The sequence below is a fragment of the Streptomyces canus genome (assembly GCF_030815415.1).
Classification (GTDB): Bacteria; Actinomycetota; Actinomycetes; order Streptomycetales; family Streptomycetaceae; genus Streptomyces; species Streptomyces canus_F.
Genome location: NZ_JAUSWW010000001.1, coordinates 1,161,063 through 1,185,107, shown reverse-complemented (window position 1 = coordinate 1,185,107; position 24,045 = coordinate 1,161,063). Strand labels below are relative to the sequence as shown.

The 24,045-nt window shown below is 69.9% G+C and carries 22 protein-coding genes and 2 pseudogenes; 16 read left to right on the top strand and 8 right to left on the bottom strand.

Going from position 1 to position 24,045, the window contains the following annotated elements:
* Positions 1 to 210: 210 nt before the first annotated feature.
* From QF037_RS05520 to QF037_RS05505, 4 genes and pseudogenes are all read left to right on the top strand, one after another.
* On the top strand, positions 211 to 981 hold the full coding sequence (locus tag QF037_RS05520) for a carbonic anhydrase (protein WP_307022388.1): 771 nt from the start codon (positions 211 to 213) through the stop codon (positions 979 to 981).
* Between the two features lie 105 nt (positions 982 to 1,086).
* Positions 1,087 to 2,448 (top strand): hypothetical protein, encoded by a 1,362-nt coding sequence (locus QF037_RS05515; RefSeq protein WP_307022386.1) that lies wholly within the window; start codon positions 1,087 to 1,089, stop codon positions 2,446 to 2,448.
* Complete coding sequence (locus QF037_RS05510; RefSeq protein ID WP_307022384.1) at positions 2,445 to 3,200, top strand: hypothetical protein; 756 nt, start codon at positions 2,445 to 2,447, stop codon at positions 3,198 to 3,200. Before QF037_RS05515 ends, QF037_RS05510 begins: the two co-directional genes overlap by 4 nt.
* Before the next feature lie 33 nt (positions 3,201 to 3,233).
* Positions 3,234 to 3,650, top strand: a pseudogene (locus tag QF037_RS05505) (hypothetical protein); the annotation flags it as partial.
* 20 nt (positions 3,651 to 3,670) lie between these two features.
* On the opposite strand, the gene QF037_RS05500 reads toward QF037_RS05505, so the two are convergent.
* On the bottom strand, positions 3,671 to 4,438 hold the full coding sequence (locus QF037_RS05500; protein ID WP_307022382.1) for an aminoglycoside adenylyltransferase family protein: 768 nt from the start codon (positions 4,436 to 4,438) through the stop codon (positions 3,671 to 3,673).
* Between the two features lie 112 nt (positions 4,439 to 4,550).
* Here QF037_RS05500 and QF037_RS05495 point away from each other — a divergent pair, with 112 nt between their 5' ends.
* The gene (locus QF037_RS05495; protein ID WP_307022380.1) at positions 4,551 to 5,393 is read left to right on the top strand and encodes an alpha/beta fold hydrolase; all 843 of its coding nucleotides are present in this window, start codon (positions 4,551 to 4,553) and stop codon (positions 5,391 to 5,393) included.
* Here QF037_RS05495 and QF037_RS05490 read toward each other — a convergent pair.
* A complete protein-coding gene (locus tag QF037_RS05490; protein ID WP_307022378.1) occupies positions 5,390 to 5,884 on the bottom strand; it encodes a PaaI family thioesterase in 495 nt (164 codons plus the stop codon). The two genes, QF037_RS05495 and QF037_RS05490, sit on opposite strands and share 4 nt — an antisense overlap.
* A gap of 87 nt (positions 5,885 to 5,971) precedes the next feature.
* Positions 5,972 to 6,697, bottom strand: a complete 726-nt coding sequence (locus tag QF037_RS05485) for a TioE family transcriptional regulator (RefSeq protein WP_307022376.1) — start codon at positions 6,695 to 6,697, stop codon at positions 5,972 to 5,974.
* Positions 6,698 to 6,755: 58 nt separating this feature from the next.
* On the opposite strand from QF037_RS05485, the gene QF037_RS05480 reads away from it, so the two are divergent.
* Positions 6,756 to 7,961, top strand: coding sequence for an erythromycin esterase family protein (locus tag QF037_RS05480; protein WP_307022374.1), 1,206 nt, complete (start codon positions 6,756 to 6,758; stop codon positions 7,959 to 7,961).
* A 1-nt stretch (position 7,962) separates the two neighbouring features.
* Here QF037_RS05480 and QF037_RS05475 read toward each other — a convergent pair whose 3' ends face one another.
* From QF037_RS05475 to QF037_RS05465, 3 genes are all read right to left on the bottom strand, one after another.
* The gene (locus QF037_RS05475) at positions 7,963 to 8,871 is read right to left on the bottom strand and encodes a GlxA family transcriptional regulator (RefSeq protein ID WP_307022373.1); all 909 of its coding nucleotides are present in this window, start codon (positions 8,869 to 8,871) and stop codon (positions 7,963 to 7,965) included.
* A gap of 10 nt (positions 8,872 to 8,881) precedes the next feature.
* A complete protein-coding gene (locus QF037_RS05470) occupies positions 8,882 to 9,484 on the bottom strand; it encodes an isochorismatase family protein (RefSeq protein WP_307022371.1) in 603 nt (200 codons plus the stop codon).
* A 72-nt stretch (positions 9,485 to 9,556) separates the two neighbouring features.
* Positions 9,557 to 10,072, bottom strand: coding sequence for a GIY-YIG nuclease family protein (locus QF037_RS05465; RefSeq protein WP_307022369.1), 516 nt, complete (start codon positions 10,070 to 10,072; stop codon positions 9,557 to 9,559).
* Between the two features lie 91 nt (positions 10,073 to 10,163).
* Between QF037_RS05465 and QF037_RS05460 the strand changes: the two genes are divergently transcribed.
* The 5 genes from QF037_RS05460 (at position 10,164) to QF037_RS05440 (ending at position 17,926) form a co-directional block, all read left to right on the top strand.
* On the top strand, positions 10,164 to 10,562 hold the full coding sequence (locus QF037_RS05460; RefSeq protein ID WP_373463668.1) for a dihydrofolate reductase family protein: 399 nt from the start codon (positions 10,164 to 10,166) through the stop codon (positions 10,560 to 10,562).
* 218 nt (positions 10,563 to 10,780) lie between these two features.
* Positions 10,781 to 13,126: a glycosyl hydrolase family 95 catalytic domain-containing protein gene (locus QF037_RS05455; protein WP_307022367.1), complete on the top strand. Its 2,346-nt coding sequence runs from the start codon at positions 10,781 to 10,783 to the stop codon at positions 13,124 to 13,126.
* A 51-nt stretch (positions 13,127 to 13,177) separates the two neighbouring features.
* On the top strand, positions 13,178 to 15,079 hold the full coding sequence (locus tag QF037_RS05450) for a glycoside hydrolase family 97 protein (RefSeq protein ID WP_307022365.1): 1,902 nt from the start codon (positions 13,178 to 13,180) through the stop codon (positions 15,077 to 15,079).
* Positions 15,080 to 15,305: 226 nt separating this feature from the next.
* The gene (locus QF037_RS05445) at positions 15,306 to 16,532 is read left to right on the top strand and encodes a glycoside hydrolase family 88 protein (RefSeq protein ID WP_307022362.1); all 1,227 of its coding nucleotides are present in this window, start codon (positions 15,306 to 15,308) and stop codon (positions 16,530 to 16,532) included.
* 467 nt (positions 16,533 to 16,999) lie between these two features.
* On the top strand, positions 17,000 to 17,926 hold the full coding sequence (locus tag QF037_RS05440) for a hypothetical protein (RefSeq protein WP_307022361.1): 927 nt from the start codon (positions 17,000 to 17,002) through the stop codon (positions 17,924 to 17,926).
* Positions 17,927 to 18,010: 84 nt separating this feature from the next.
* Here the strand turns inward: QF037_RS05440 and QF037_RS05435 are convergent, their stop codons facing one another.
* On the bottom strand, positions 18,011 to 18,775 hold the full coding sequence (locus tag QF037_RS05435) for a class I SAM-dependent methyltransferase (RefSeq protein WP_307022359.1): 765 nt from the start codon (positions 18,773 to 18,775) through the stop codon (positions 18,011 to 18,013).
* A 163-nt stretch (positions 18,776 to 18,938) separates the two neighbouring features.
* On the opposite strand from QF037_RS05435, the gene QF037_RS05430 reads away from it, so the two are divergent.
* Complete coding sequence (locus QF037_RS05430; protein ID WP_373463943.1) at positions 18,939 to 19,802, top strand: endonuclease/exonuclease/phosphatase family protein; 864 nt, start codon at positions 18,939 to 18,941, stop codon at positions 19,800 to 19,802.
* 52 nt (positions 19,803 to 19,854) lie between these two features.
* Here the strand turns inward: QF037_RS05430 and QF037_RS05425 are convergent.
* Positions 19,855 to 19,971: pseudogene (locus tag QF037_RS05425) on the bottom strand (VOC family protein); the annotation flags it as partial.
* 358 nt (positions 19,972 to 20,329) lie between these two features.
* On the opposite strand from QF037_RS05425, the gene QF037_RS05420 reads away from it, so the two are divergent.
* From QF037_RS05420 to QF037_RS05405, 4 genes are all read left to right on the top strand, one after another.
* Complete coding sequence (locus tag QF037_RS05420; RefSeq protein ID WP_307022357.1) at positions 20,330 to 20,767, top strand: VOC family protein; 438 nt, start codon at positions 20,330 to 20,332, stop codon at positions 20,765 to 20,767.
* A gap of 453 nt (positions 20,768 to 21,220) precedes the next feature.
* Entirely contained in the window at positions 21,221 to 22,021 is an 801-nt protein-coding gene (locus tag QF037_RS05415) for a CAP domain-containing protein (RefSeq protein ID WP_307022355.1), read from the top strand.
* A gap of 261 nt (positions 22,022 to 22,282) precedes the next feature.
* Positions 22,283 to 23,368, top strand: a complete 1,086-nt coding sequence (locus QF037_RS05410; RefSeq protein WP_307022353.1) for an S-(hydroxymethyl)mycothiol dehydrogenase — start codon at positions 22,283 to 22,285, stop codon at positions 23,366 to 23,368.
* The gene (locus QF037_RS05405) at positions 23,368 to 23,997 is read left to right on the top strand and encodes an MBL fold metallo-hydrolase (RefSeq protein WP_307022351.1); all 630 of its coding nucleotides are present in this window, start codon (positions 23,368 to 23,370) and stop codon (positions 23,995 to 23,997) included. The genes QF037_RS05410 and QF037_RS05405 overlap by 1 nt, the downstream gene beginning before the upstream one ends.
* The last annotated feature ends 48 nt before the right edge of the window (positions 23,998 to 24,045 follow it).

Below are 24,045 nucleotides of genomic sequence, written 5' to 3'. Positions count from 1 at the left end.
GGATAGGAAGCGCTCCGTGTTCAGACCATGACGGCGCCGATGCCCTTCGCGTCTTGGACGAACGCTTTCCGTGCGCTGCATCAGCGCTGGATCTCCCCTTGCCGACCTCCGGCGAGAGTGACAGCACGTCACAGCAGTCTCATACGCCTCGGTACGACGCCCACGCATCAAGGGCGCACCGTGCGTGCAGGCCGGAGGGGAACAGACATCATGGGCATCACCGGAAATCCGCAGCGCAGAACCATCGTCACCGGCGGACTGGCGGCCACCGCCGCCCTGTTGACCGGTTGTTCGTCGTCCAGCGGTGCCGAGCCGACCGCACGGGTCGGAGCCGCGGGTGCGGCATCCATTCCGTCACCGTCCGCGAGCGCACGGCCGGACTCACCCTCGGGTGCCTTCACCCGGCTGATGCAGGGGAACCGGCGCTGGGTGAAGGGCGCGCTGCTCCACCCCGACCAGGACCCCCGCCGCCGCGAGGCCGTCGCCGAGGAGCAGAAGCCGTACGCCGTCGTCCTGTCCTGCATCGACTCCCGGGTGCCGCCGGAGCTCGTCTTCGACACCGGCATAGGCGATCTGTTCGTCATACGCACCGGCGGACACGTGGTCGCACCGGTCGTCACCGGATCCGTCGAGTACGGACCCCTCACCGCGGGCACCCCGCTGATCGTCGTCCTGGGCCACCAGCGCTGCGGAGCCATCAAGGCGGCGTACAAGGCGATGCACGACCGCACGACGCTGCCCGGAAACCTCCAGTCGATCTCCGAGTCCCTGCGCACCGCGTACGAGGCGACCGTCGCGCAGAAGGCCGCCGACCCGGTCGACGCCATGATCCGCGTCCACGCCGGACAGACCGCCGCCGCGCTGCGCTCCAACACCTCCCTGTCGCCGCTCGCCGAAGAGGGCGAGCTGGCCGTGGTGAGCGCCTACTACTCGCTGGACACCGGCAGGGTGGACGTCCTGAACGGCGCGCCCACCGACTGACCGGACCGACCGCGGCACGAAAGCCGCGACACCCCGTCGCGCCGCGGCAGCCCTACCCGCGAGGGCGGCGAAGAAGCGGCCGCGTGCGCCGAATATGTTGAGGGCATGACGAACCTGCACCATCCGTGCCTGTCCGGGCTGGCCCGGAATCCGGCAGCCCCCGAGGACATCCTCGTGCGGATCGCGGCACACCGGGCCGGCCGGCACGGGATGGCACGGCGCCGGGAGCCGCTGCCGGATGCCGTGGTCGAGGCGCTGCTGGCGCACGACGACGGTGACGTCTTCGCCGGCCTTCGCGCGGAACGGATCTCCCCGGCCATGCGCCGCAGGATCGCCACGCACCCCGATCCGGCGATCCGCGACGCCCGGGCGGACTTCATCCGGCATCTGGTGGAGCGTGGCTCGACGGCCGTTCTTGCCGATCTGGAGGAGGTCTACGGCCAGTCCCGCACATCGCTGGCCCTGTCGCCCGACCCCAGGCTGCGCGCCGCGGTCGCGGGGTCCTGGTACGACCGGCCGGCCGAGGTGCAGACGGCACTGCTCGCCGACCCGGATCCAGAAGTGCGTGCGGCGGCCACCCAGCACAAGCAACCGGGCGTGCCGGCCGAGTGGCGGGACCGCTGTCTCGCCGACCCCGCCACGCGGGCCAACGTGGCGTGGTACATCCCGCTCACCTGGGACCAGTTCACCGAGCTCATGCGCACCGGCGACGAGGACATCCAGCGGGCCGTGGCCGCCAACCCCCATCTCACCGCCGACATGGCGGCCCAACTCCTGGATGTCGACGACCCGTTGGTGCGGGTCGCGGTGGCACAGAGCCGCCATGTCGACGACGCCACGCGCGACCGGCTGTACGCTCTCGTGGAAGCCCGGCGTGCGGACGGCGACATCGACGCGAAGGTGGCATTGAGCTGGAACTTCACCGAACCGGACTGGATGCGCGAAGCGCCCCTCGACGAGCGTCTGAGCTATCTCGACAGTCCGCACACGGTATTCCGGCGCGTACTCGCCGGCAGCCGCGACCTGCCCGAGGAGGCGTGGCAACAGCTGGACAGCGACCCGGAGTTGTCGGTCCGCCGCACCGCCGCCCGCCGCCGGGACGCACCACCGGACGTCCTGGAACGGCTGGTACGCGTCCACGGCGACGTCTTCCACCACCGGCCCCTGCTCGTCGAACACCCCAACTTCCCCCGCCACACGCTGCGTACGTTCGTCGACGAACCGGCCCCGAATGTGCGTTACGTCGCCCTCCAGGACCCCGAGCTGCCCGTACCGGCCCTCCAACGACTCGCCGCAGCCGAGGAACCCTTCCTGCGCCGCGGCGTCGCCCGTCACCCCAACATCACGGACGCACTGCTGGACCGACTGTTGTCGGACCCCGACCCGACCGTGGCCGACGACGCCGCGGCCAACCCGGCACTGCGTCCCGCCCGTATGCACCGCATCCTCACGGAGGCCGACCTGTGATCCCGGACGCCACGAACGACTCCGCAACCGAGCCGGCGGTGCAGTGCTCCATGTTCCAGGCCACGACCGGCCCGCTGGTATCCATGGCCCTGCTCTCCCTGGACCTCGACGAGGTGGCGCGCCGACTGAGCCTGACCATCGAGGAGTCATGGGACGGAAACGGAGCCGTGCGCGCCGCGTTCTTCATCCTCGACGGAACGGACTTCGTCGTCACCCATCACCAAGGTGATCCGCCGGGAACGTATGTCTGGGTCAGGAAGTCCGGCCCCGTCGACCCGGCCGCCCGCACCGGCATTCTCCTGACGGCACTCGGCGTCGGTACGGACGTGGTGTCGTTCTCCACCTGGGGCATCGGCACCGACCTCTCCCACATCCCGGCCGCCTGGCGCCGGTTCAGGCACCGACCGGTCGACTCGCACCAGAGGTTCTGGGAGAGCTTCAGGGACCGGACGGGGATGCACGTCGGCCGCATCACCTACGAGGGGGTGACGGCGTATCTCAACGGCTACGACCAGGGCTGCGGCGGAGTGGTGCTGGACGGTCTTCGGGAGTGGCTCGCGGACACGTACGGGGTGGGCGAGAACCTCGTCTGGTGGGCGCAGGTCGTCCTGATCGTCTTCCCCGAGGGCCGCCCGGACGCGCCGTGGTCGCAGGACCAGCACACCCGTGCCGTCGAAGGCCTCATCGCCCTGCTGGAGGAGTTCTTCCAGCACCTCCAGGACCCCGCCGGCGCACCACCACGGACCGGCTGACATACGGACCGCACCAGCGCGGCCGGCCGGGAGGTCTACACACCGGACCCGGATCCCGCGGAGCCCTGGCCGACGCTGGGCGACATGATCGGCAGCGGCCGCCGGCTGGTCGTCTTCGCCGAACAGGCGGACGGCCCGCGGGCCTGGTACCGCAACTTCTACCGCTACGGCATGGAGACGCCGTTCGCGTTCCGCAGCCCCGATGAGATGAGCTGCGTGCCCCACCGCGGCGGCACCGGCAAACGCCTGTTCCTCCTCAACCACTTCATCACCGCCAACGGCGGCAGCCGTCTGGACGCGGGCAAGGTCAACGCCCGCCAGTACGTGCTGGACCGCGTCCAGCTCTGCGAACGGGAGCGGGGCAGGCCCGTGAACTTCATCGCGATCGACTACACGACGATCGGCGACGCCCGCGCCGCCGTGGACGCCCTGAACGCCCGCCGTGACTGAGTGCGGCTCACCCCGGTCGGTCACCGTGCGGCCTCGTCCGACAGCCGGTAGATCTCGGCGAGCACGCGGTCCACGTGCGGACGCACCTGCGCCCGCAACGCGTCACTCCAACGCTCCTCGGAGTAGGGGCAGTTGAGGTAGAGCTGCCTGGCGTGTTCGAGGACGGCGCGATGCTCGGGCGGGAGCCGGGCGAGGGCCCAGTCGGCGGCGGCGTCCTTCGACGTGATCCGGCCGGTGGCGAGCGTGGTCCAGATGCGGGCGAAGGTCAGCAGAACGTTGCGGGTGTCGCTGTCCAGGTCGTCGAGCAGGCCGGGGAGACCCGCCACGCTCGCCCGGACCAGGTCGGCCCGCGGGACCGGGTCGAGGATCCTCGCCGGGCTCGGGCCGGTGAGCGGGCGGTCGCCGGTGAGCACCATGGTGATCAGCAGGGCCAGATCGGGCGTCGGCTCCGGCTGGGGGACCTGCCCGGCCTCGTACTCCGCCCGCAGCCACTCGCCGTAGAGGAAATCGACGGTCGGCGGGTACCGCCATGGCCGCACCTCGGACTGGACGACCACGGTGAGCTCGATGGGGCGGGCCTTGGTGCCGGAGCCGGAGATCCGCAGCAGTCCGTCGAGGAGGGCCCGTGGATCCCGCGCGTCCATGCGCCGCCGGGAGACGACCAGTACGTCCACGTCGCTGGCCGGCCGGAGCCCGCCGAGCACGGAGGAGCCGTGGAGGTAGGCGCCGATGGCATTGTCGCCCAGCACACGGCCGACCAGCCCCACGATCTCCTGAACCTGAGTCACCGCGTCAGCGTCTCCCGCCACCCGGCGGATCGCACGGCAATATCTGACGGACCCGGCGGAATACATGTGACGGCTCCGCCCTTGACCGTGCTGTGGGAGAGGAGCAGCACTCGTGAGTGACTGGGAGTTGGCCGAGACGTTCCGCAGCACGTCGGGGGAGGTGCGCTGGGGCAGCCTCGGCCCACCCGGCCGGGACCCGGTGGTGCTGCTGCACGGCACGCCCTTCTCGTCGTACGTCTGGCGCTCCGTGGCCCGCGCGCTGGCCCGCGACCACCAGGCGTTCGTGTGGGACATGCCCGGCTACGGCGCCTCGGAGAAGTCCACCGGTCAGGACGTCTCCCTGGCCGCACAGGGCAGGGTCTTCGCCGAACTCCTCGCACACTGGGGCCTCGACGAACCCCTCGTGGTCGCCCATGACTTCGGCGGTGCCGTCAGTCTGCGAGCGCATCTGCTGCACGGAGCCCGCTACCGGGCGCTCGCCCTGGTCGACCCGGTCGCACTCGCCCCATGGGGCTCACCGTTCTTCCGGCTCGTCGGCGAACACCCGGCGGTCTTCGAACAACTGCCGCCCGCACTCCACCGGGCCCTGGTACGTGAATACGTCAGCTCGGCCAGCAGCCCCGGCCTGCACCCGGCCGTCCTCGACCGACTGGTCCGGCCGTGGCTCGGCGACTCCGGTCAGGCGGCCTTCTACCGGCAGATCGCCCAGGCGACCCAGCGCCACACCGACGAGATCCAGGACCGGTACGCCGACATCACGATCCCCACGCTGATCTGCTGGGGCGAGGACGACACCTGGATCCCCCCGGAGATGGGACGCGAGCTCGCCGCTCGTATCCCCGGCGCACGTCTGGAACCGTTGGCCGGCGCGGGCCACCTGGTCCAGGAAGACGCGCCTGCAGAACTCACGGCCGCTCTCTCGGCCTTCCTCCAACAGCATGGCGCAGCACGTTAGTCGGCGGGCATGGGGAAGAGCATGCAGCTGCTCGTGGCGTGGGCCAGCAGGCGCTCCTCGGTGTCGATCAGCCTGGCCTCGGCGAGCGCGGTCTGCCGGCCTCGGCTGACGACCGTGCCGATGGCCCGGACCCGGCCCGTGTCGGCGGTGATCCGCTTGAGGAACTTCACGGTCAGGTCGAGCGAGGTGTACCCCATGCCGACCGGGAGCGTGGACTGCACGGCGCACCCTGCCGCCGAGTCGAGCAGGGTGGCGTAGACGCCGCCGTGCACGCTGCCGATGGGGTTGTAGTGCTCCTCGCCCGGGGTGAACGAGAACTCGGCCCTGCCCTCGTCCACCTCGTCGAGGGTGAAGTCGAGGGTCGCTGCGACGGGAGCCGCGGGCAGGCGGCCGGCCCGCACCTCGCGCAGGAACTCCAGGCCTGAGGCGCGCCCCACGGCGGCGGCGGTGATCGCGGGGTCGTCCCACTCGTAGGTGCGTATGCGTCCCATGTTCCGGCGTCCTCCCTGCTGACTTCGTCGATTGAAGCTAGCCGGGCTCTCCCGGGACTGTCAAAGGCCGGAGAGGAGGGGCGGACGCTATCCGCGTTCGCGGAGGTACGCCTCCAGCTCCGCGGCCCCGGTCAGCATGGCCCGCCCGCGTTCGGACAGCCGGCCGTGCCAGTCGCGCAGGGTGGCCTCCAGCGGCTCCGGTCCGCCGGCCGCCCGTACCTGGGCGATCAGCGGGGCGATCTGCTCCAGCAGGTAGCCGCCGCGCCGGAGTTGGTGGGCGAGCCGGGCGTCCCGTACGTCGGTCTCGTCGTAGACGCGATACCCGGTCCGTGGATCGCGGCGCGGGCGTACCAGCCCGGCGCGCTCCCATTTGCGCAGGGTCGCGGGCCGGATGCCGAGCCGGCCCGCCAGCGGCCCGATGAACCCACCGGCGGACCGGGCCGCTTCGTGGGGCTCGGGCAGGGGCTCCAGGTCGCGCAGGGCACGCTCCACGGCCCGGAGGGTGCGCCGGTCGTCGAGGAGCTGGGCGTGACTCTCGTCGATGAGGCGCATCGCCTCCTCGGTCGCGTCCTCGTTCACGGCCCGCATGATCGCCGTCGCCGTCTGGTGGCCGTGCCCGGGCACCAGGGCGAGGAACGCCTTCAGAGCCCGCGCGTGCAGCGGGGTGTAGGTGCGGTAGCCGTGCGCAGTGCGACCGGCGGGCGGAAGGATGCCCGCCTCCTCGTAGTTCCTGACCGCCTGTGTGGACAGACCGTGCCCGCGGGCCAGGTCGACCGGCCTGAGCCGCTCGCCGTTTTGAAGGTTTCGTCCCATGATCCTGCTGATATCGAGCAAAAGTTTCAAACGAAGGTTCAACGATAGCGTTGAAGGCATGGCTACTGACTTCAAGGACACCGTCCATGCCGTCGAGGCCGCCGCCGTCATGGGGCTGCTCCCGGGCCGGCCGCGGCTGCTCGCCCTGGGGGAGCCGACCCATGGTGAGGATGTTCTGCTCGATCTGCGCAACGACGTCTTCCAGCAGCTTGTCGAAGAGGAGGGCTACCGGACGATCGCGATCGAGAGCGACTGCCTGAGAGGTCTGGTCGTGGACGAGTACGTCACCACGGGCAGGGGCACCCTCGACGAGGTCATGGAGCACGGGTTCAGCCACGGCTTCGGCGCCTCCGCGGCCAACCGCGAACTCGTGCGCTGGATGCGCGCCCACAACGACGGCCGGCCCCCGTCCGAGCGGCTGCGCTTCGCCGGCTTCGACGGCCCGCTGGAGATCACCGGCGCCGAAAGCCCCCGGCAGGCCGTCACCGCACTGCACGGCTACCTGTCGGCCCAGATCGACGCGGACCAGCTCCCGTGCACCGCGGACACACTCGACCGCCTCCTCGGGGCCGACGACCCATGGACGGACCCCGCCGCGATGACGGACCCGGCCCGGTCCGTGGGGCAGTCGGCCGAAGCCTGTCGACTGCGGCTGCTCGCCGACGACCTCGTGGCACTGCTCGACGCGCACACCCCGCACCTGATCCAGGCGACCTCGCGGGACGACTGGGACCGGGCGCGCCTGTACGGGCGTACCGCCACCGGCCTGCTGCGCTACCACTTCTGGATGGCCGACACCTCACCGGGCCGCATGACCCGGCTGCTGGGCCTGCGGGACTCGATGATGGCCGACAATCTGCTCCCCCTCGCCGAGCGCACCCCGCTGCTGGTCTTCGCCCACAACGCCCATCTCCAGCGGGAGAAGAGCTCGATGCGCATGTGGGACCACCCCCTGCTGGAGTGGTGGAGTGCCGGCGCGATCGTGAGCGCCCGCCTGGGCGAGGAGTACGGCTTCCTGGCCACGGCCCTCGGCACGATCCGGCACCAGGGCGTTACCACCCCGCCGCCGGACACCGTCGAAGGGCTCCTGTACGCGCTCCCCGAGGACCGCTGCGTCATCGACTCCGCCCGCCTGGCCACCACCCTCGCCGACACCCGGCCCGCTCACCGGGTGTCCCCGTACTACGGCTACGCCTCGTTCGACCCGGCGCACCTGACCTCGACGGACGGGATCGTGTTCATCAAGGACGTCCCCCGGACCTGACTCAGTCCGTACGGGCGCGAAGGCGTCGCAGCATGCGGGGGTCCGTGAAGCCGACCGAGCGGGCGGCCGCGTCGACGGTGGCGCCGTGGCTGATGAGGTGCTGGGCGCGTTCGAGGCGGAGGGTCTGCTGGTAGCGGAGGGGGGTGAGGCCGGTGGCGCGGGTGAAGAGGCGGGTGAGGGTGCGTTCGCTGACGCCGACGGCCGTGGCCAGGGAGGGCAGGGGCAGTGGCTCGTCGAAGCGGGTGTCGATGAGGTCCTGGGCGTGGTGCACGGTGTCGTCGAGGTGGGAGCGGTGCCGGAACATCGCGCTGGACTGCGGCTCATGGCCGTTGCGGCGGGCGTAGACGACCATGTCCCGGGCGACCTGCGCGGCGACGGCGGGGCCGTGCCGGCCGGCTACCAGATGCAGGGCCAGGTCGATGCCACTGGCGATGCCGGCCGAGGTGATCACGCGGTCGTCGGAGGTGAACAGGACGTCGCGGACGATGAGCGCGCCGGGGTGGCGTACGGTCAGTTCGTCCTGCACGTCGTGATGGGTGGTGCAGCGCCGGCCCTTGAGCAGCCCGGCCCGCCCGAGCGCCTCCGCCCCCGCGCAGACGCTGGCCACCGTCCCGCCCTTGGCGTGGTGGTCTCGCAGGACCTGGAGGGAGGCCTCGCCGATGGCGGGCGAGTCCGCCAGGGTGACGGCACGCCAGCCGGGCACCACGATCAGGTCCTCGGGTCCGAGCGCGGGCCAGTCGAGGCCGGCCACCAGCGGCAGCCCCTGGGCGGTGGGCACCTGTGGCTGCTCGGCGACATAGGTGAGGGTGTAGGGGTGCCCGAAATCGGCGGCCGTGGAGAAGACCTGCGCGGGGCCGGCCAGGTCCAGCAGATGGACTCCGGGCACCAGGAAGAAGACGACGTGGCTCACGATTCGGTCATCATGCCGGAAGGCCGGCCGCGGCTTCCAGTTCGTCGACCGTGGCGATGGTGGCGAACCGTCCGGCGAGGGCGTATTCGGTACGGCGGATGACCTCCTCGGCGGGCAGGGTACGGGGGTCGGCGAGCAGTGCGGCCACGCTCTGGTCCTCGGGGGCGTCGCGGTGCGGGACGGGGTTGGTGGCGGTCGCGTCGACGACGAAGGTGACCTGGTACCCGAGGTCGCTCGCGAGGCGGGCGGTGGTCTCCACGCACTGTTCGGTGCGGATGCCGCACAGGGTGAGCTCGTGGATGCCGCGCTCGGTGAGGCGTTGCTGCAGGTTGGTGGTGGTGAAGGCGTTGTGCGAGGTTTTGTGGATCAGGGGCTCGTCGCCCATGGGCGGCTCGACTTCCTCCAGCAGCCGCACCTGGCCCAGGGCGGGGTCGAAGACGCCGCCGGTGCCGGGCTCGGAGTGCAGCACCCACACCACCTGGTCCCCGGCCCGGCGGGCGAGCCGGACCAGGCGGTTCACCTTGTCGGCGATCTTCGGGTCGGAAATGGTCTCCCACAGTGGGCGGGCGCGGAAGGACTCCTGGACGTCGATGACGATCAATGCTCGGGTCATGCACCAAGCCTGATCCGCGCGGGTGTGCCGACGACAGGCCGTATCGGGTCCGGCAGCGGACCGATCCGGTCATCAGCGTCGCTTTCGGGACTCCGGTGGGACAGGAGCGGTCGCGCCCGCCGCTTCTTGGATGGCCTCGGTGAGTTTCGCGATTCTCGTTCTCTTCGTGGTGATGGCCCGGGTGAGCAGGCGCAGGTGGGTGGAGGACTCGGGCACGGTGGCGTTGAGTTCCACCAGCCGCCGTTCTTCTACGGCCAGTTGGGTTCTCAGGCGTGAGGCAGGGTCGGCGGGTGGGGGAGGGGCGGGCGCGTTGAAGACGACGTTGTACCGAGGGTGCTCGTCGCGGACGGCCTGGCGCTCGGCTGCCTCCGGGTCGTCGGGATAGTCGATCCGGATGGCGATGACGAGTGATCTCCAGGGCTGTTCGCGCAGGTGGGTGCGTATCCGGGTGAGCGGGCAGATCGTGATCCCGACGTAGAGCAGGCCCTCGGGCCCGTACAGCCGATACAGGGCGGTGCGACCCGCGGTGTGCAGGCTGCCTTCCTCGTCGAACAGGCTGCGCAGGAACTGTGCGTCGACATCGGCCATGACGGGGCCCTCCCTTCCCCTCGTCCTGCCTCCACGGTGGCATGAGGGTCTGACAGCGCGGCCCGCCCGCGACGCCACCGGATCGGTGGTCATGGGGCGGACGATGTACGACACCGGCGAGGAGTGCTGGGGCGACAACCCGCCCTTCAGGGCGCCGGTGTTCGTCCTGACGCACCGGCCCCGGCCGACCCCGGTCAAGGAGGGCGGCACCACCTTCACGTTCGTCGGCGAAGGCATCCACAGCGCCCTCCAGCAGGCGAAGGCCGCCGCGGGGGAGACGAACGTCGAATTCGCGGGCGGTGCGAGCACGGTGCGGCAGTACCTCGAGGCGGGTCTCGTCGACGAGCTCCAACTGCACGTCGTGCCGGCGCTCCTGGGCGACGGGCTGCGGCTCTTCGGCGGGTTGGAGTCAGGTCGGCGGAGCCTCGAAGTGGCCCGGGTCGTCGACACCCCGCTCGCGACCCGTCTGAAGCACCGGTTCGTGAAGTGATCCGGCACGGCCGAGTACGGGCTTAGGCACCGATACATCGGATGAGTTGGCGGCGCATCGGGGCAGCTCAGGCCCACCTTGAAGCTCATCTCCCTCTGTCTGCTTCAGTGATGGCCGAATCCTGGCACTGTAAAGGTTCTTGACAGTTGCATGGCGCATGCCTACGTTCCCCGATACACCCGATGTATCGATGATCCCTTCAGACCCGGAGGACGACGATGACCTCGCAGTCGGGGAAGACCTCACCCATGCCCCGCAGAGCCGTACTCGGCACGGCCCTGGGCGGCGCGGCAGCCGCGGCCCTGCCCGGGACGGCCCACGCCGAACAGCCCCAACGGCCCTTACCGGCAGAGCAGTCGGGCGATGACGGCCTGGCCACCGAGCAGGAACGCCGCCCCTGGAAACTCCGCGACACCATGACCACCGACCGCGCCTGGGAAGGCTTCCTGCGCGGTCAGGACCTGCTCTGGAGCAAGCTGCCCACCCTCTGGTACGAGGGCCCCTTCCTCGGCGACGGCCTGCTCGGCACCATGGTCTACCAGGAGCCGAACACCCAGCACATCCGCTTCACCGTCCAGCACGGCCGCGTCCAGGACCACCGGCCCGAGTTCGGCAGCGGCTGGGGCACCGCCCGCCTGCCGGTCGGCCGGCTCACCCTCGAACCGGTCGGCACCATCACCGCCGTCGACTGGCGACTGAGCCTGTGGAACGCCGAACTGACCGGAACGATCACCACCACCGCAGGCACCCTTACCCTCTCCGCCCTCATCCACGACGAGGTCCTCGCCGTCCGTGTGACGTCCGACGGCGACGAAGAGCCCACCTGGACCTTCCACCCCGAGGAGGCCGTCAGCCCCCGGAAGATCCAGGAGGCCCCGCCCGCCGGCTACATCCCCAACCCGCCCTGGACCACCCGGACCACCACCGACGGCACCGAACAGACGCTCCAGCCCCTCACCGGCGGCGGCCGGACCGCGACCTCCTACCGCCGCACCGGAGACGACCTGCTGCTCAGCGTCGGCCACAGCTTCCCCTCCAACACGGCCGCCGAGGCCGACTCGCTGCGCAACCTCCGGCGCGCCCCGTCCTACGACGTCCTCAGGCGACGGCACATCCGCTGGTGGCACGCGTTCTACCGGAAGAGCTTCGTCTCGTTCCCCGATCAGCGGTTGCAGAGCTTCCACTGGATCCAGCTCTACAAAGTCGCCTGCTCCAGCCGCGCGGGCGGCCCCGTCATGGCCACCTCAGGTCCATGGCTGGAGCCGACACCGTGGCCCGCGGTCTGGTGGAACCTCAACGTCCAACTGGAGTACTGGCTCATCCACGGCTCCAACCACCTGGAACTCGACGCGCTCGCCACGACGTTGCGCCAGAGCCAGGAACAGCTCATCGCCAACGTGCCCGCCGCCTACCGCTCCGACAGCTCCGGCGTCGGCCGCAGCTCCGACATGTTCGCCAACCGCGGTGTGGGCATGCCGGGCACCGGTGCCGAGACCGGCGATCTGACCTGGGCGCTGCACAACGTCTGGCTGTCGTACCGGCACACCATGGACGCCTCGCTGCTGCGCGACACGATCTACCCGGTGCTGCGCCGGGCCATCAACTACTACCTGCACTTCCTCACCCCGGGCAGCGACGGCAAGCTCCACCTGCCGAGCACCCTCTCGCCCGAATACCCCGTGGTGCCGCCGCAGGACACCAACTACGACCTGGCGCTCATCCGCTGGGGTTGCCAGACGCTCATCGAGTCCGCCGAACTGCTCGGTATCGACGACGAGTTGACACCGCGCTGGCAGGAGGTGCTGGCCCGGCTCACGCCGTACCCGGTCGACGGCAACGGCTTCATGATCGGTGCCGACACCCCGTACGCCCAGTCCCACCGCCACTACTCGCACCTGCTGATGGTGTACCCGCTGTACCTCGTCAACTGGGACCGGCCCGAACACCGGGACCTCATCACGAAGTCGGTGGTCCGCTGGCACGCGCTGGCCGGAGCCCACCGCGGCTACAGCTACACAGGCGCCGCGTCGATCTACGCCATGACCGGCGACGGCGACACCGCGATCGCCTACCTGCGCAAGTTCTTCGACGCCGGCACCCGCTACCCCTGCCGCCCCAACACGCACTACACCGAGGCCGGTCCGGTGATCGAGACGCCGCTGTCCGCCTCGCAGTCCCTGCACGACATGTTCTGCCAGAGCTGGGGCGGCGTCATCCGCGTCTTCCCTGCCGTCCCGTCCACCTGGCAGGACCTCACCCTGCACGACTTCCGCACCCAAGGCGCCTTTCTGGTCAGCGCGGTTCGCAAGGCCGGCACCACTCGGTTCATCCGGATCAAGAGCCTGGCAGGCGAGCCGCTCAAGCTCCGCCACGGCCTTACCGGAACCCTCACCGTGCTCCTCGACGACGGCACCCCCGCCCACACCGAGGACCTGGGCGATGGCACCCTCGCCATCGACCTGCCCAAGGACCGCGAGGTACTCGTCCACGCCGGCCGCCGCCCCGACCTCGTCATCGCACCCGTCGCCATCAGCGAACCGGGCCCGGCCTGGGGACTGCCGTAGCCGCACACGCCCACCTCACCCCGCCTCACCTCGTCAACAGGGAGGATTCTCATGGCGGTTCCGATCAGGACCGCGGCTGCCGCGCTGTGCGCCGGCCTGGTGGCCACCCTTCTCACGACCGTTCCCGCGCGGGCCGGACAACGCGAGCACACCTGGACCGTGTCCGGCCCGGGGCGGACCGCGACGCACGCACCCCACGCGCGGATATCCCTGGACGACACGACCGGCACGGTCAGCCTCTCCGTGACCCGCGACCGCCGTACCGTCATCGAGCCGTCGCCCGTCGGTATCGTCACCGAACAGGCCGACCTCTCCAAGGACTTGAGCTTCTTGCACCGCAAGGACCGCCTCGTGGACGAGCGGTACCGGACCAAGTCCGGCAAGCGGCTGGAGCGTCGGGCCCTCATGAACGAAACTCGCCTCTCGTTCGCCACACCCACGGGCGCCCGGCTCGACCTCGTCGTCCGCGCCTCCGCCGACGGCGTCGCCTATCGGTACGTCCTGCCCGCCGGCCTCGGTGACGTCCTCGCCGAGACCTCCGCCTTCCGCCTTCCGCAGGACGCGACCGCGTGGCTCAGCACCTACCGGGTCGACAACGAAGGCCAGTTCGCCCAGTACACCGCGGCGACGGCCCCCACCGGCGACTACTCGCCTCAGGCCCTGTTCGCCACGGACGGCGGCTACACGCTCCTCGCCGAGTCCGACCTCACCGGCACCTACTCGGGCGCCCGTCTCGCCCACGACCAAGGCACCGGAACCTACCGGATCAAGCTCGCCGACGACCGGGTCCGGACCACCGGCCCCCTTGCCACCCCCTGGCGTGCCATGGTCACCGGCGACCTCGCCACCGTCACCCGCTCCACCTTCACCGACGACCTGGCACCCGCCTCCAAGGTGCCCGACCCCGGCTGGATCCGACCCGGCACCGTCCTGTGGACCTGGCTCGCAGGCGGCCGCACCGCCGGCCAGAGCCTCACCGCACAGAAGGCCTACGTCGACTACGCCGCCGAACGAGGCTGGCCCTACGAAGCCGTCGACGCGGGCTGGTACTTCAAGTCCGACGAGTGGGACACCACCGACCCGAACTGGCAGACCAACAGCTGGATGCCCGACCTCGTCGACCACGCGCGGGCGAAGGGCGTCGGCATCATCGTCTGGATCCACCAACGCGACCTCGACACCCCCGAGGAACGCGCCCAGTGGCTGCCCACGCTGGAGCGCTGGGGAGTCAAGGGAGTCAAGATCGACTTCATGAACTCCGAGGCGCAGTCCATGCTCCAGTGGTACGACGCCATCCTCGCGGAGACCGCCGCCCACCACCTCATGGTCGACTTCCACGGCTCCACCATCCCCAAGGGCATGCAACGCACCTGGCCCCAGGTCATGACCCTGGAAGGCGTCGCGGGCGAGGAGAAGCGCACCAACACCGCCGCCCACCTCACCACCCTGCCCTTCACCCGCAACATCATCGGCTCCATGGACTTCACCCCCGGCGCCTTCCAGCGCGTCGGCCTGCGCCCCAACTCCGACGCGGCCGAGACCGGACTCGCCGTCGTCTACGAGTCGGGCCTGCAGATGTACGCCGGCACACCCCAGTCGTACGACGAACGACCCCTCGCCCGCGACTTCTACGACCAACTCCCCGCCGCCTGGGACGACACCCGACTGCTCGCCGGGCACCCCGGCCAGGAAGCCGTTCTCGCCCGCCGCGACGGCGACCGCTGGTTCCTGGGCGGGGTGTACGCCGGTACCGCCCGCACCGCCGAAGTACCGCTCACGATCGGCGCCGGACGATGGCTGGTCGAGACGATCCGCGACGGCACCGGCGGACTCGTCCAGGACCGGCAGGTCCTGCGCGGCGGCGAGACGCTCGACATCGACGTCACCGACAACGGCGGCTTCGCCGGCATCGCCTGCCGGTGGACTCCGGGCATCTCCACCTGTCACCGCTAGTGCCGCGGCAGGCAACGTTTGCCCGTCAAGGAGCGGCGTCCGGTGCGTGCTCTCGGCGTGCCGGCCGGAAGCCCTCGTACTGGACGTACTTGGGCTTTCGGCCGGTGCGGCGAGTGGGGGCCCCTCCCACGCCCTCAAGGCAGTGGGGGAGCGTGCCGGGCGTCGCGACGGGGCAAACGTTGCCTGCCGCGGCACTAGCCCTCAACTCCCCGCTGGAGGCACAGAGATGAGCGTTTCCCGGCGTACCGTGCTGACGACAGCGGCCGGTGCCGCGACGTCGTTCGCCACCTCGACACCACCCGTGGCCGCGACCGAAAGCCCGTTACCGGCACCGACCCCGCACGCACTGCGCTCGGCGGCCGACTATGTCGTTGAGAAACTACGCACCGTCGCGCCGAACGTGACGGCGTTCCCGGTCGGAACCAGGTTCGAGAAATGGGTCTACTCCCAGAACGGCGACTGGGTGGGCGGGTTCTGGCCCGGAACCCTGTGGATGGCATGGCTCCACAGCCAGGACGACGACTTCCGCACCTGGGCCCTGGCATCCGCACGGAAGCTGGCTCCTCGCCAGTACGACACCGGTACCCACGACCTCGGTTTCCTCTTCTACCCGTCCTGGGTCACCGCCTGGCGGCTGACCGGCGACGACGCCTGGCGCACCGGTGCCGTGCAGGCGGCCGATTCACTGATCCAGCGGTACAACCCGCGCGGCCACTTCATCCGTGCATGGGGCGCACTGACCGATCAGAAGAACGCGGGCCGGGTCATCATCGACACGATGATGAACCTGGACCTGCTGGCGTTCGCGAGCCGGCAGACCGGCGACCAGAAGTACCTGGACATCGCCGTGGAACATGCGAAGACCACGCGACGGTTCTTCCCGCGCGCGGACGGATCGACCCCGCACGTCTACGACTTCGACCCGAACACCGGCACCCCGATCGGCCCGGACACCGTGCAGGGCTACAGCCCCACGTCCTGCTGGTCACGCGGACAGGCCTGGGGCCTCTACGGATTCACCACGATGTACCGCCGGACCGGAAACCCCGACTTCCTGTCCACCGCCCGCAGCCTCGCCGACTACGCACTGGCCGCGCTGACCCCGGACCACATCCCGGTATGGGACTACCGAGCACCCCAACAGCCCCACGACATCAAGGACGCCTCGGCCGGAGCGATCATGGCCTGCGGCCTCCTCGACCTCGCCACGGCCACCGGCACACTGTCCTATCGCGACGCGGCGCTACGCCTGCTCACCGCCCTGTCCCAGACCTGCCTGACGCAGAAGTCGACCCGCGCCGACGCGGCCGTGGCCCGCTGCACCCGCAACCGGCCCGCCGAGGACGGGATCGAGATCTCCCTTCCCTACGCCGACTACTACCTCCTGGAAGGCATTCTCCGCGTGCTGCGGCCGCGGGACATCGACCGAGCCATCGACCTGTCCACGCCCTGAGCACGGCGCTAGGTTGGCTGAAGCACGGGGGAGAAGAGAAGGGTGCCGGAGCGATGCGGAAACTGAACGGACGTCTGCGCGCATGGCTGCTCGTGCTGATGCTGCTCGCGGGCGGACTGGCGGCTCTGGCACCGGTGAGCAACGGCGGGTGATGTCCGTCCGGTCGCCACGGGGACTGGCGCCGGGGATCTGAGCGGTCGAGGTGTCGAGGGGGTGGGCTGGAGCACGAGGGAGGGTCCGAGCTGCTCTCGACCCGGGGCGCGGCCCGAAGAGGAGGGGCGGAGTGAGGGAGAAACTGAACGGACGTCTGCGCGCATGGCTGCTCGTGCTGATGCTGCTCGCGGGCGGACTGGCGGCTCTGGCACCGGTGAGCAACGGCCCGTGATGTCCGTCCGGTCGCCACGGGGACCGGCGCCGGGGGATCTGACCGGGCGAGGTGCCGAGAGGCTGCCGATATCCTCGCGGGCGTGATCTACGAGGGAACGGCGGGCATGGCCGAGGGCGACCCGACGACGGCTCGTCTGAGGGAGGTGCTGAACCGTGCCGGGCACGTCGTGATCGTTGAGGGACCGCGGGACGCGGTCGACCGCGCCGACGTGGCACGGACCGTGGTCAGCGGCGCCGAGATCGCCGACCTGGCCCGGCTGTTGGCGATTGTGGACGGCGGCACGGGTGACCGGTGCCGATGCATGGGCTGGCCGACGGTCATGGTGCACGACGTGAACGGCGAGCTGATCGCCTGTTGGGTGCTGCACCACCAGTCCGGTCTCCGCGGGCTCGGTGACTGCGACGCCGACCTGCGGGACGGACCGGCACTCACCGAGTGGCTCGCGGAGCGAGGTCTGACCCGCTCGCGGGAGGTCCAGTCGGAGCTGGCCGCACAGGAGGCCGAAGCCGACCGGCGCCGGACGCGCTGGGTCCGGGCCGCGCCCGCCGGGCTGTCCGACGCGGCCGCGGACGTGGCACACCCACCGGGGCGCGACCACATGGCCTGGTCACGCCGGCTGCGAGACGCCAAGGCCCGGCTCGCCGCTCTCAGCCGACAGCGCTACCCCGACGGGATCGAGCGGGTCCGTGTCCTCCTGGCCTGGGCCGGAGTTCCCTCCAGGGAGTACACCGGCGGCCTCCAGTGGTACGACATGGCCGTGCAGGAGCAGCTCCTGGGCGAGGATCCCGCCCTCGTCCTCGCCGCGGCGGCCACGCGGCCTTCGAGCCCGGACCGGTTCGACGGGGCGGCCGAACTCTTCGGCTCCACCAAGTGGACCGAAGCACACGGGAGGGGACTGCCCAAACCGCTGAGGTCGATGCTGATCAAGCACATCCAGGCAGACGGCACCGACGCCATGAGGTTCCGGATGAGCCACGGCTACTACGGGGCCAGACGAACCGTGTGACGGCGCTTCCGTCTGGGACACCGAGACGCCTTCGAGGCCGGCCTCCTGACGGACCGACTGGATGACGGGGCCGCACCACCACTATCAGTCCGCCAGCCGTGCTTTCCAGACCTCTTCGCTGGGCCATTGCCGGGCCCAGTCGGCGGACACTTCCGAGTACTCCCGCTGCGCAGGCCGGGGTGCCTGAATCTCTATCAGGTCCTCGACGACGAACCCGCAGGACCGGAGCAGGCGAAGTGTCTCGCCGTGCGGCAGGACGAACTGCACATGATCCCCTCCGTTCAATCGGGTCAGGCCGAATTGCGGGCGGGACAAGGTGGTGGACGCCGCTCCCTCGGGCCCCGCACACAGCGCGAACAGGGGCGAGTAGCGCAGGAACACCAGCCGGCCCCCGGGAACGAGAAGCCGGGCTGCCTCCGGGATCCAGCGATAGGGGTCGCACCACAGCGAGGCGCCGTATTCGCTGATCGCCAGGTCGAACGAGTCGTCCTCGTAAGGCACCTCCTCGGCATTGCCGAGGACAAGGGGAAAGTCGATGCCGAACTCCGCCTGCATGGCCCGAGCAGTGTTGAGCTGCTGCTCGGAGAGGTCGATCCCGACCGGATGGGCACCTGCTCCGGCCAGCCAGGCGGACACGTAGGCGGTACCGCAGCCCAACTCGATGGTGCGCATCCCGGCGAGGTCGGGGGGAAGCACGGAGACCTGTGACTCCGGGGTCCCCCACAATCCCCAGCGTGGTTCCACCTGCGCCCAGTGATCACGGGCGAGCGGGCCGTGCCAGGCGGCCGCCTGGTCATCCCAGTACCGCCGGTTCTGCTCCAGATGGTCCGTGGGGCCGTCATGAGTCATGGAGGTATTGGACCGAAGACGGCCGGTGCCCGGCAACGGAATTGTGACCTCGTCAGGCTGCGCCTGAACGGTCTGACGGACCACCTTGAGATCAGCCGTGAATGCGTGGGCGGCAACCGGGTCCCATAACCTCGTACATACGTAGTACAGGACGTCGGATGCCCTGTGTGTCGATATTGGGGAGGCCGTGGTGTTCGGTAGGCGCGCGGGGTTGTTCGCGGGCGCGGTGATCGTCGCGTGCATGGCGCTCGTCGGCTCCGGTGCACTGGGCGGTGCTCTCTCCGGCAGGGCGGAGCCCACTGGCGCGGTCAAGGAGGTCGTTCCCAACCGGGTCATGACGTGGAATCTGTGCAACCCGTGCGAGGCGAGCAATGTCGACCGGGCGGCGGAGATCGCGGAGTACGCGCCGCAGGTCATCGCCGTGCAGGAGGCGTGCGCGCCTGACGTGAAGAAGATCCGCGACTATCTGGAGAGCCTTTTCGGGCTGGTCTACCACGTCGAGTACGGGTCGGTTCTGAAGAACTGGGGCCGTTGCGGGGGAGCGCCCTGGAATCCGGGCGGCTACGGTCAGGCGCTGCTGTCGGCGGCACCGATGACCGACCGCGTCAATGTGGAGTACCCGGACGGTGGGTCCGAGGACCGCGGCTACATGGCCGTCACGACCAAGGTGGGCGGCCAGTCCCTCCGGGTCTTCAACACGCACTTCGCCGAACGTCGGCAGGAAGAGGTCCGGGCGGAGCAGGCCCGCGTACTCGCCAAGGAAATCGCCCGCCATGACCGCGCCATCGTGCTCGGCGACTTCAACGCCGTGCCGGACGCTCCCGAGCTGTCCCCGATATGGGCGCTGGCCACAGACACCGACCCGCAGTGCCGTCCCGCCTCGGTCGGCGTCTGCAAGCCGACCACCGAGTGGCAGAGCAAGTTCGACTACGTCTTCCTGCGAGGCATCACCCCGCTCAGGCACAGTGTGGAACGCAGCTCGTACTCCGACCATTACGTGCTGCACTCCGACCTGAACCTGACGTGACGCGTCCGGGCCGCCCAGGTGGCAGGGGCGGCCCGGACGGGGTCGGTCGGGCTCAGCCGTGGTACGGGGCGGTGACGTCCAGGACCCAGGTGACGCCGAAGCGGTCGGTGAGCATGCCGTACAGCGGCGCCCACGGCGCCGGCTCCAGCGGGCGCCCGATGGTCGAGCCGAGATCGTCGGAGCGACGGCGGACGTGGCGGACGAGGCCGCCTGGGCCGTGCCGGAGGCGAGGACGGAGGCCGGCACCAGGGTCATGGTGCCGACCGTAGCGAGGAGAGGGCGCCGGGGACGCATGGGTCGCGTTGCTCCTGTGGGTGTCGAGCGGAGGGGCCTCTGCGGGATCGGGCTGTGGCGGACTGACAGAGGTGGTGCGTCCAGCAACGTAGAGGGCAGCCGGACCCAGTGGTCCCTGACAGATGTCAGGGACCCGCAGCGAGTCCGAGAGGACAGAGCGATCCGGCCGGCCTCGCCCTCTTACGGCGGCGGTCACGGAGTGGGCTTCGGCCCGGCTCGGTAGCATGCGGCGCATGGGCATCAAACTTGAGAACGTCGGCATCGCCGTTCGCGACCTCGAAGCGACGATCGCCTTTTTCACCGACCTCGGCCTCACGGTCATCGGCCGTGACACGGTCAGTGGTGAGTGGACCGACACCGCCGTGGGACTTGACCGCAACCACGCCAACATCGCGATGCTCCAGACGCCGGACGGCCAAGGTCGCCTCGAGCTCTTCGAGTACATCCACCCCGAAGCGATCGAGACGGAGCCCACGCTTCCCAACGAGATCGGCATGCATCGCGTCGCCTTCTCGGTCGACGACATCGACAAAGCCCTCGAGGCGGCCGCGAAGCACGGATGCCGTCCGCTTCGCGGTGTGGCGACCTATGAGGACATGTACAAGCTCACCTACCTCCGAGGGCCCAGCGGCATCCTTGTGATGCTCGCCGAGGAGCTGAAGAAGAACTGACCTGGGTGCCTCCTGGTCGCCACTGGACGCCGCCAGGTTGCCGTCGGTCTCACACATCGAATTAACGTGATGCGTGTCACGACGGAATTGCGCTCTATGGCATCAATTGACGTGTTACCGAAGGTAATAACTGTGCTCTTTTGAAGCCGAATCGGGAGTTGTCGCCGTGAACGGCTCATTCGACTGCTCGTTATGTCGGTGATCGCGGTTGCGGAGGAGCCCTTTCGGGCTGGTCGGGCGTGGCAGGGGGCGTGCGTACGGCGGTGCCTCGTCTGCCGAGGACTCATCGCGTCAACGCCCGGCAACGGCACAGGCGTTCGTTGCCCGGTGTGCTGGACGATCCCCATAATGACCGGGCTCGCCAGGGCCGAGGCGAGCGGCTGAATGCACCCGCTTGCGATGCGGGATGCCGTTTTATGACGCAGAATTCCGGATCACCGAATGAGGCCACGCATGAGCAAGCACCGTCAGAAATCGAAACGCCAGAAAATAGCCGGTGCCGCGGTCGCCGTGGTGGTTGTGGGCGCCGTGGGTATTCCTTCCGTCGCCCAGGCGAGCGGCAGCGGGCTGGGAGGCTGGCGTGTCGTCTCGTTCCCCTGGTGGGGAGGGGGCAAGTCCGATCCCGTGGCCGATCCGACGCCCTCGGCGTCACCGGTCGCGTCCGCGACCGCCTCGGGCACCTCCGCCACAGCTGCTCCGTCCGGCACCCCGAGTGCCTCTCCCTTCAGTGCCGCGCCGAGCGCGTCGCCCTCGGCGGCCGGCAGTCCGTCCGCCCCGCCTGCCTCCGACGCGCCCGACGAGTCCACCTCGCCTTCGGCCTCTCCGCAGGCCACAAGCTCCAGCGGCGCCCCAGGTCCGTCCGTCAGCAGTGCCGATCCCGGACCCACCGAGCGTGTGCTGGTCCTCGTCAACGCCGAGCGCGAAAAGGCCGGTTGCGCGCCGCTGACCGAGAACGCCAAACTCACCAAGGCCGCTCAGGACCACAGTCAGGACATGGCCGATCACCAGAACATGTCCCACACCGGTTCCGACGGGTCGTCCATGACCGATCGGCTCGCCCGCGTCGGGTACAAGTTCAGGTCGGCGGGCGAGAACGTCGCCTACGGGTACAACGCCCCCGAGAGCGTCATGGACGGCTGGATGAACAGCTCCGGTCACCGGGCCAACATCCTCAACTGCGGCTTCAAGGAGATCGGTATCGGTCTGGCCCAGCCGGGCTACTACTGGACGCAGGACTTCGGCTCGGCCGCATAGCCGCAAGCGGAAGTCGACGGGTCCCCGGTCTGCCGCTGCTCGTCGGCGGCAGGCCGGGTGCCACGACGGACTCACCGACCCGCAGAACCTCACCATCCTCGGCGTTCGCGCTGCTCGGCAGTGGAGCCGTACAGCCGTCAGAACCCCCCGTCGTGTGCCTTGACCGCCGCTCGGCGCTGCATGATGCTGTGTTGCGACACATGAGATGCGTGCCGTAATGAGCAACATCTGATTCGAGTCTCGACCAGCCGAGGAGTGGCCATGACGCACCAGGTGCGTGCTGTCGTCGCGCGGGGCAAGGGCGCCCCCGTCAGCCTGGAGACGATCATCGTGCCCGACCCGGGGCCGGGCGAGGCGCTGGTGAAGGTCGAGGCCTGCGGGGTCTGCCACACCGATCTGCACTATCGCGAGGGCGGCATCAACGACGACTTCCCCTTCCTGCTGGGCCATGAGGCGGCGGGCGTCGTGGAGGCGGTGGGGGAGGGCGTCACCGATGTAGCCCCCGGTGACTTCGTGATCCTCAACTGGCGCGCGGTGTGCGGTCAGTGCCGGGCGTGTCTGCGAGGACGGCCGTGGTACTGCTTCGACACCCACAACGCGAAGCAGAAGATGACCTTGCTCGACGGCACCGAGCTGTCGCCGGCGCTGGGTATCGGCGCCTTCGCGGAGAAGACGCTGGTGGCGGCGGGGCAGTGCACGAAGGTCGACCCCGCAGCGTCGGCGGCGGCCGTGGGCCTGCTGGGGTGCGGGGTGATGGCGGGCATCGGCGCCGCCATCAACACCGGCAACGTCGGACGCGGTGACACGGTCGCGGTGATCGGCTGCGGGGGCGTCGGGGACGCGGCGGTCGTGGGGGCCGGCCTCGCGGGCGCATCGCGGATCATCGCCGTCGACATCGACGACAACAAGCTGGAGACCGCCAAGAAGCTGGGCGCGACCCACACCGTCAACTCCAGGAACGCCGACGCGGTCGAGGCGATCCGTGAGCTGACCGGCGGCTTCGGCGCCGACGTCGTCATCGAGGCGGTCGGCCGCCCCGAGACGTACCGGCAGGCCTTCTACGCCCGTGACCTCGCCGGAACGGTCGTGCTCGTCGGCGTGCCCACGCCGGAGATGAAGCTCGAACTCCCCCTCCTGGACGTTTTCGGTCGCGGCGGTTCGCTGAAGTCCTCCTGGTACGGCGACTGCCTGCCCTCGCGGGACTTCCCGATGCTCGTCGACCTCTATCTTCAGGGCCGCCTGAACCTGGACGCCTTCGTCACGGAGACCATAGCCCTCGACGAGGTGGAGAAGGCCTTCGAGCGGATGCACGGCGGCGACGTCCTGCGCTCGGTGGTGGTGTTCTGATGGCCGCCCGCATCGAACACCTCGTCACCTCGGGCACGTTCTCGCTGGACGGCGGCACCTGGGACGTCGACAACAACGTGTGGATCGTCGGCGACGACGACGAGGTGATCGTCATCGACGCCGCGCACGACGCCGAGGCCATCGCGGCGGCCGTCGGCGGACGCACCGTGCGGGCGATCGTGTGCACCCACGCCCACAACGACCACATCGACGCGGCGCCCGCACTCGCGCAGCGCACCGGCGCCCCGATCCTGCTCCACCCGGACGACCTGCCGCTGTGGAAGCAGACCCACCCCGACCGCTCGCCCGACGGTGAACTGGCCGATGGCTGGGTCCTCGCGGTGGCCGGCGTCGAACTGACCGTGCTGCACACCCCCGGGCACGCCCCAGGTGCGGTCTGCCTCCACGCCCCCGCCCTGACGGCGCTGTTCAGCGGCGACACGCTGTTCGCCGGTGGACCCGGGGCGACGGGACGGTCGTACAGCCACTTCCCGACCATCGTCGACTCGATCCGGGACCGGCTGCTCACGCTGCCCGGCGAGACCGTCGTGCACACCGGGCACGGGGACGCGACCACCGTCGCCGCCGAGGCTCCGCATGTGCAGGAGTGGATCGACCGCGGTTTCTGACGCCCGCGGACGTCCCCTATATACCCGTACATACCCGCCGTATCGGCT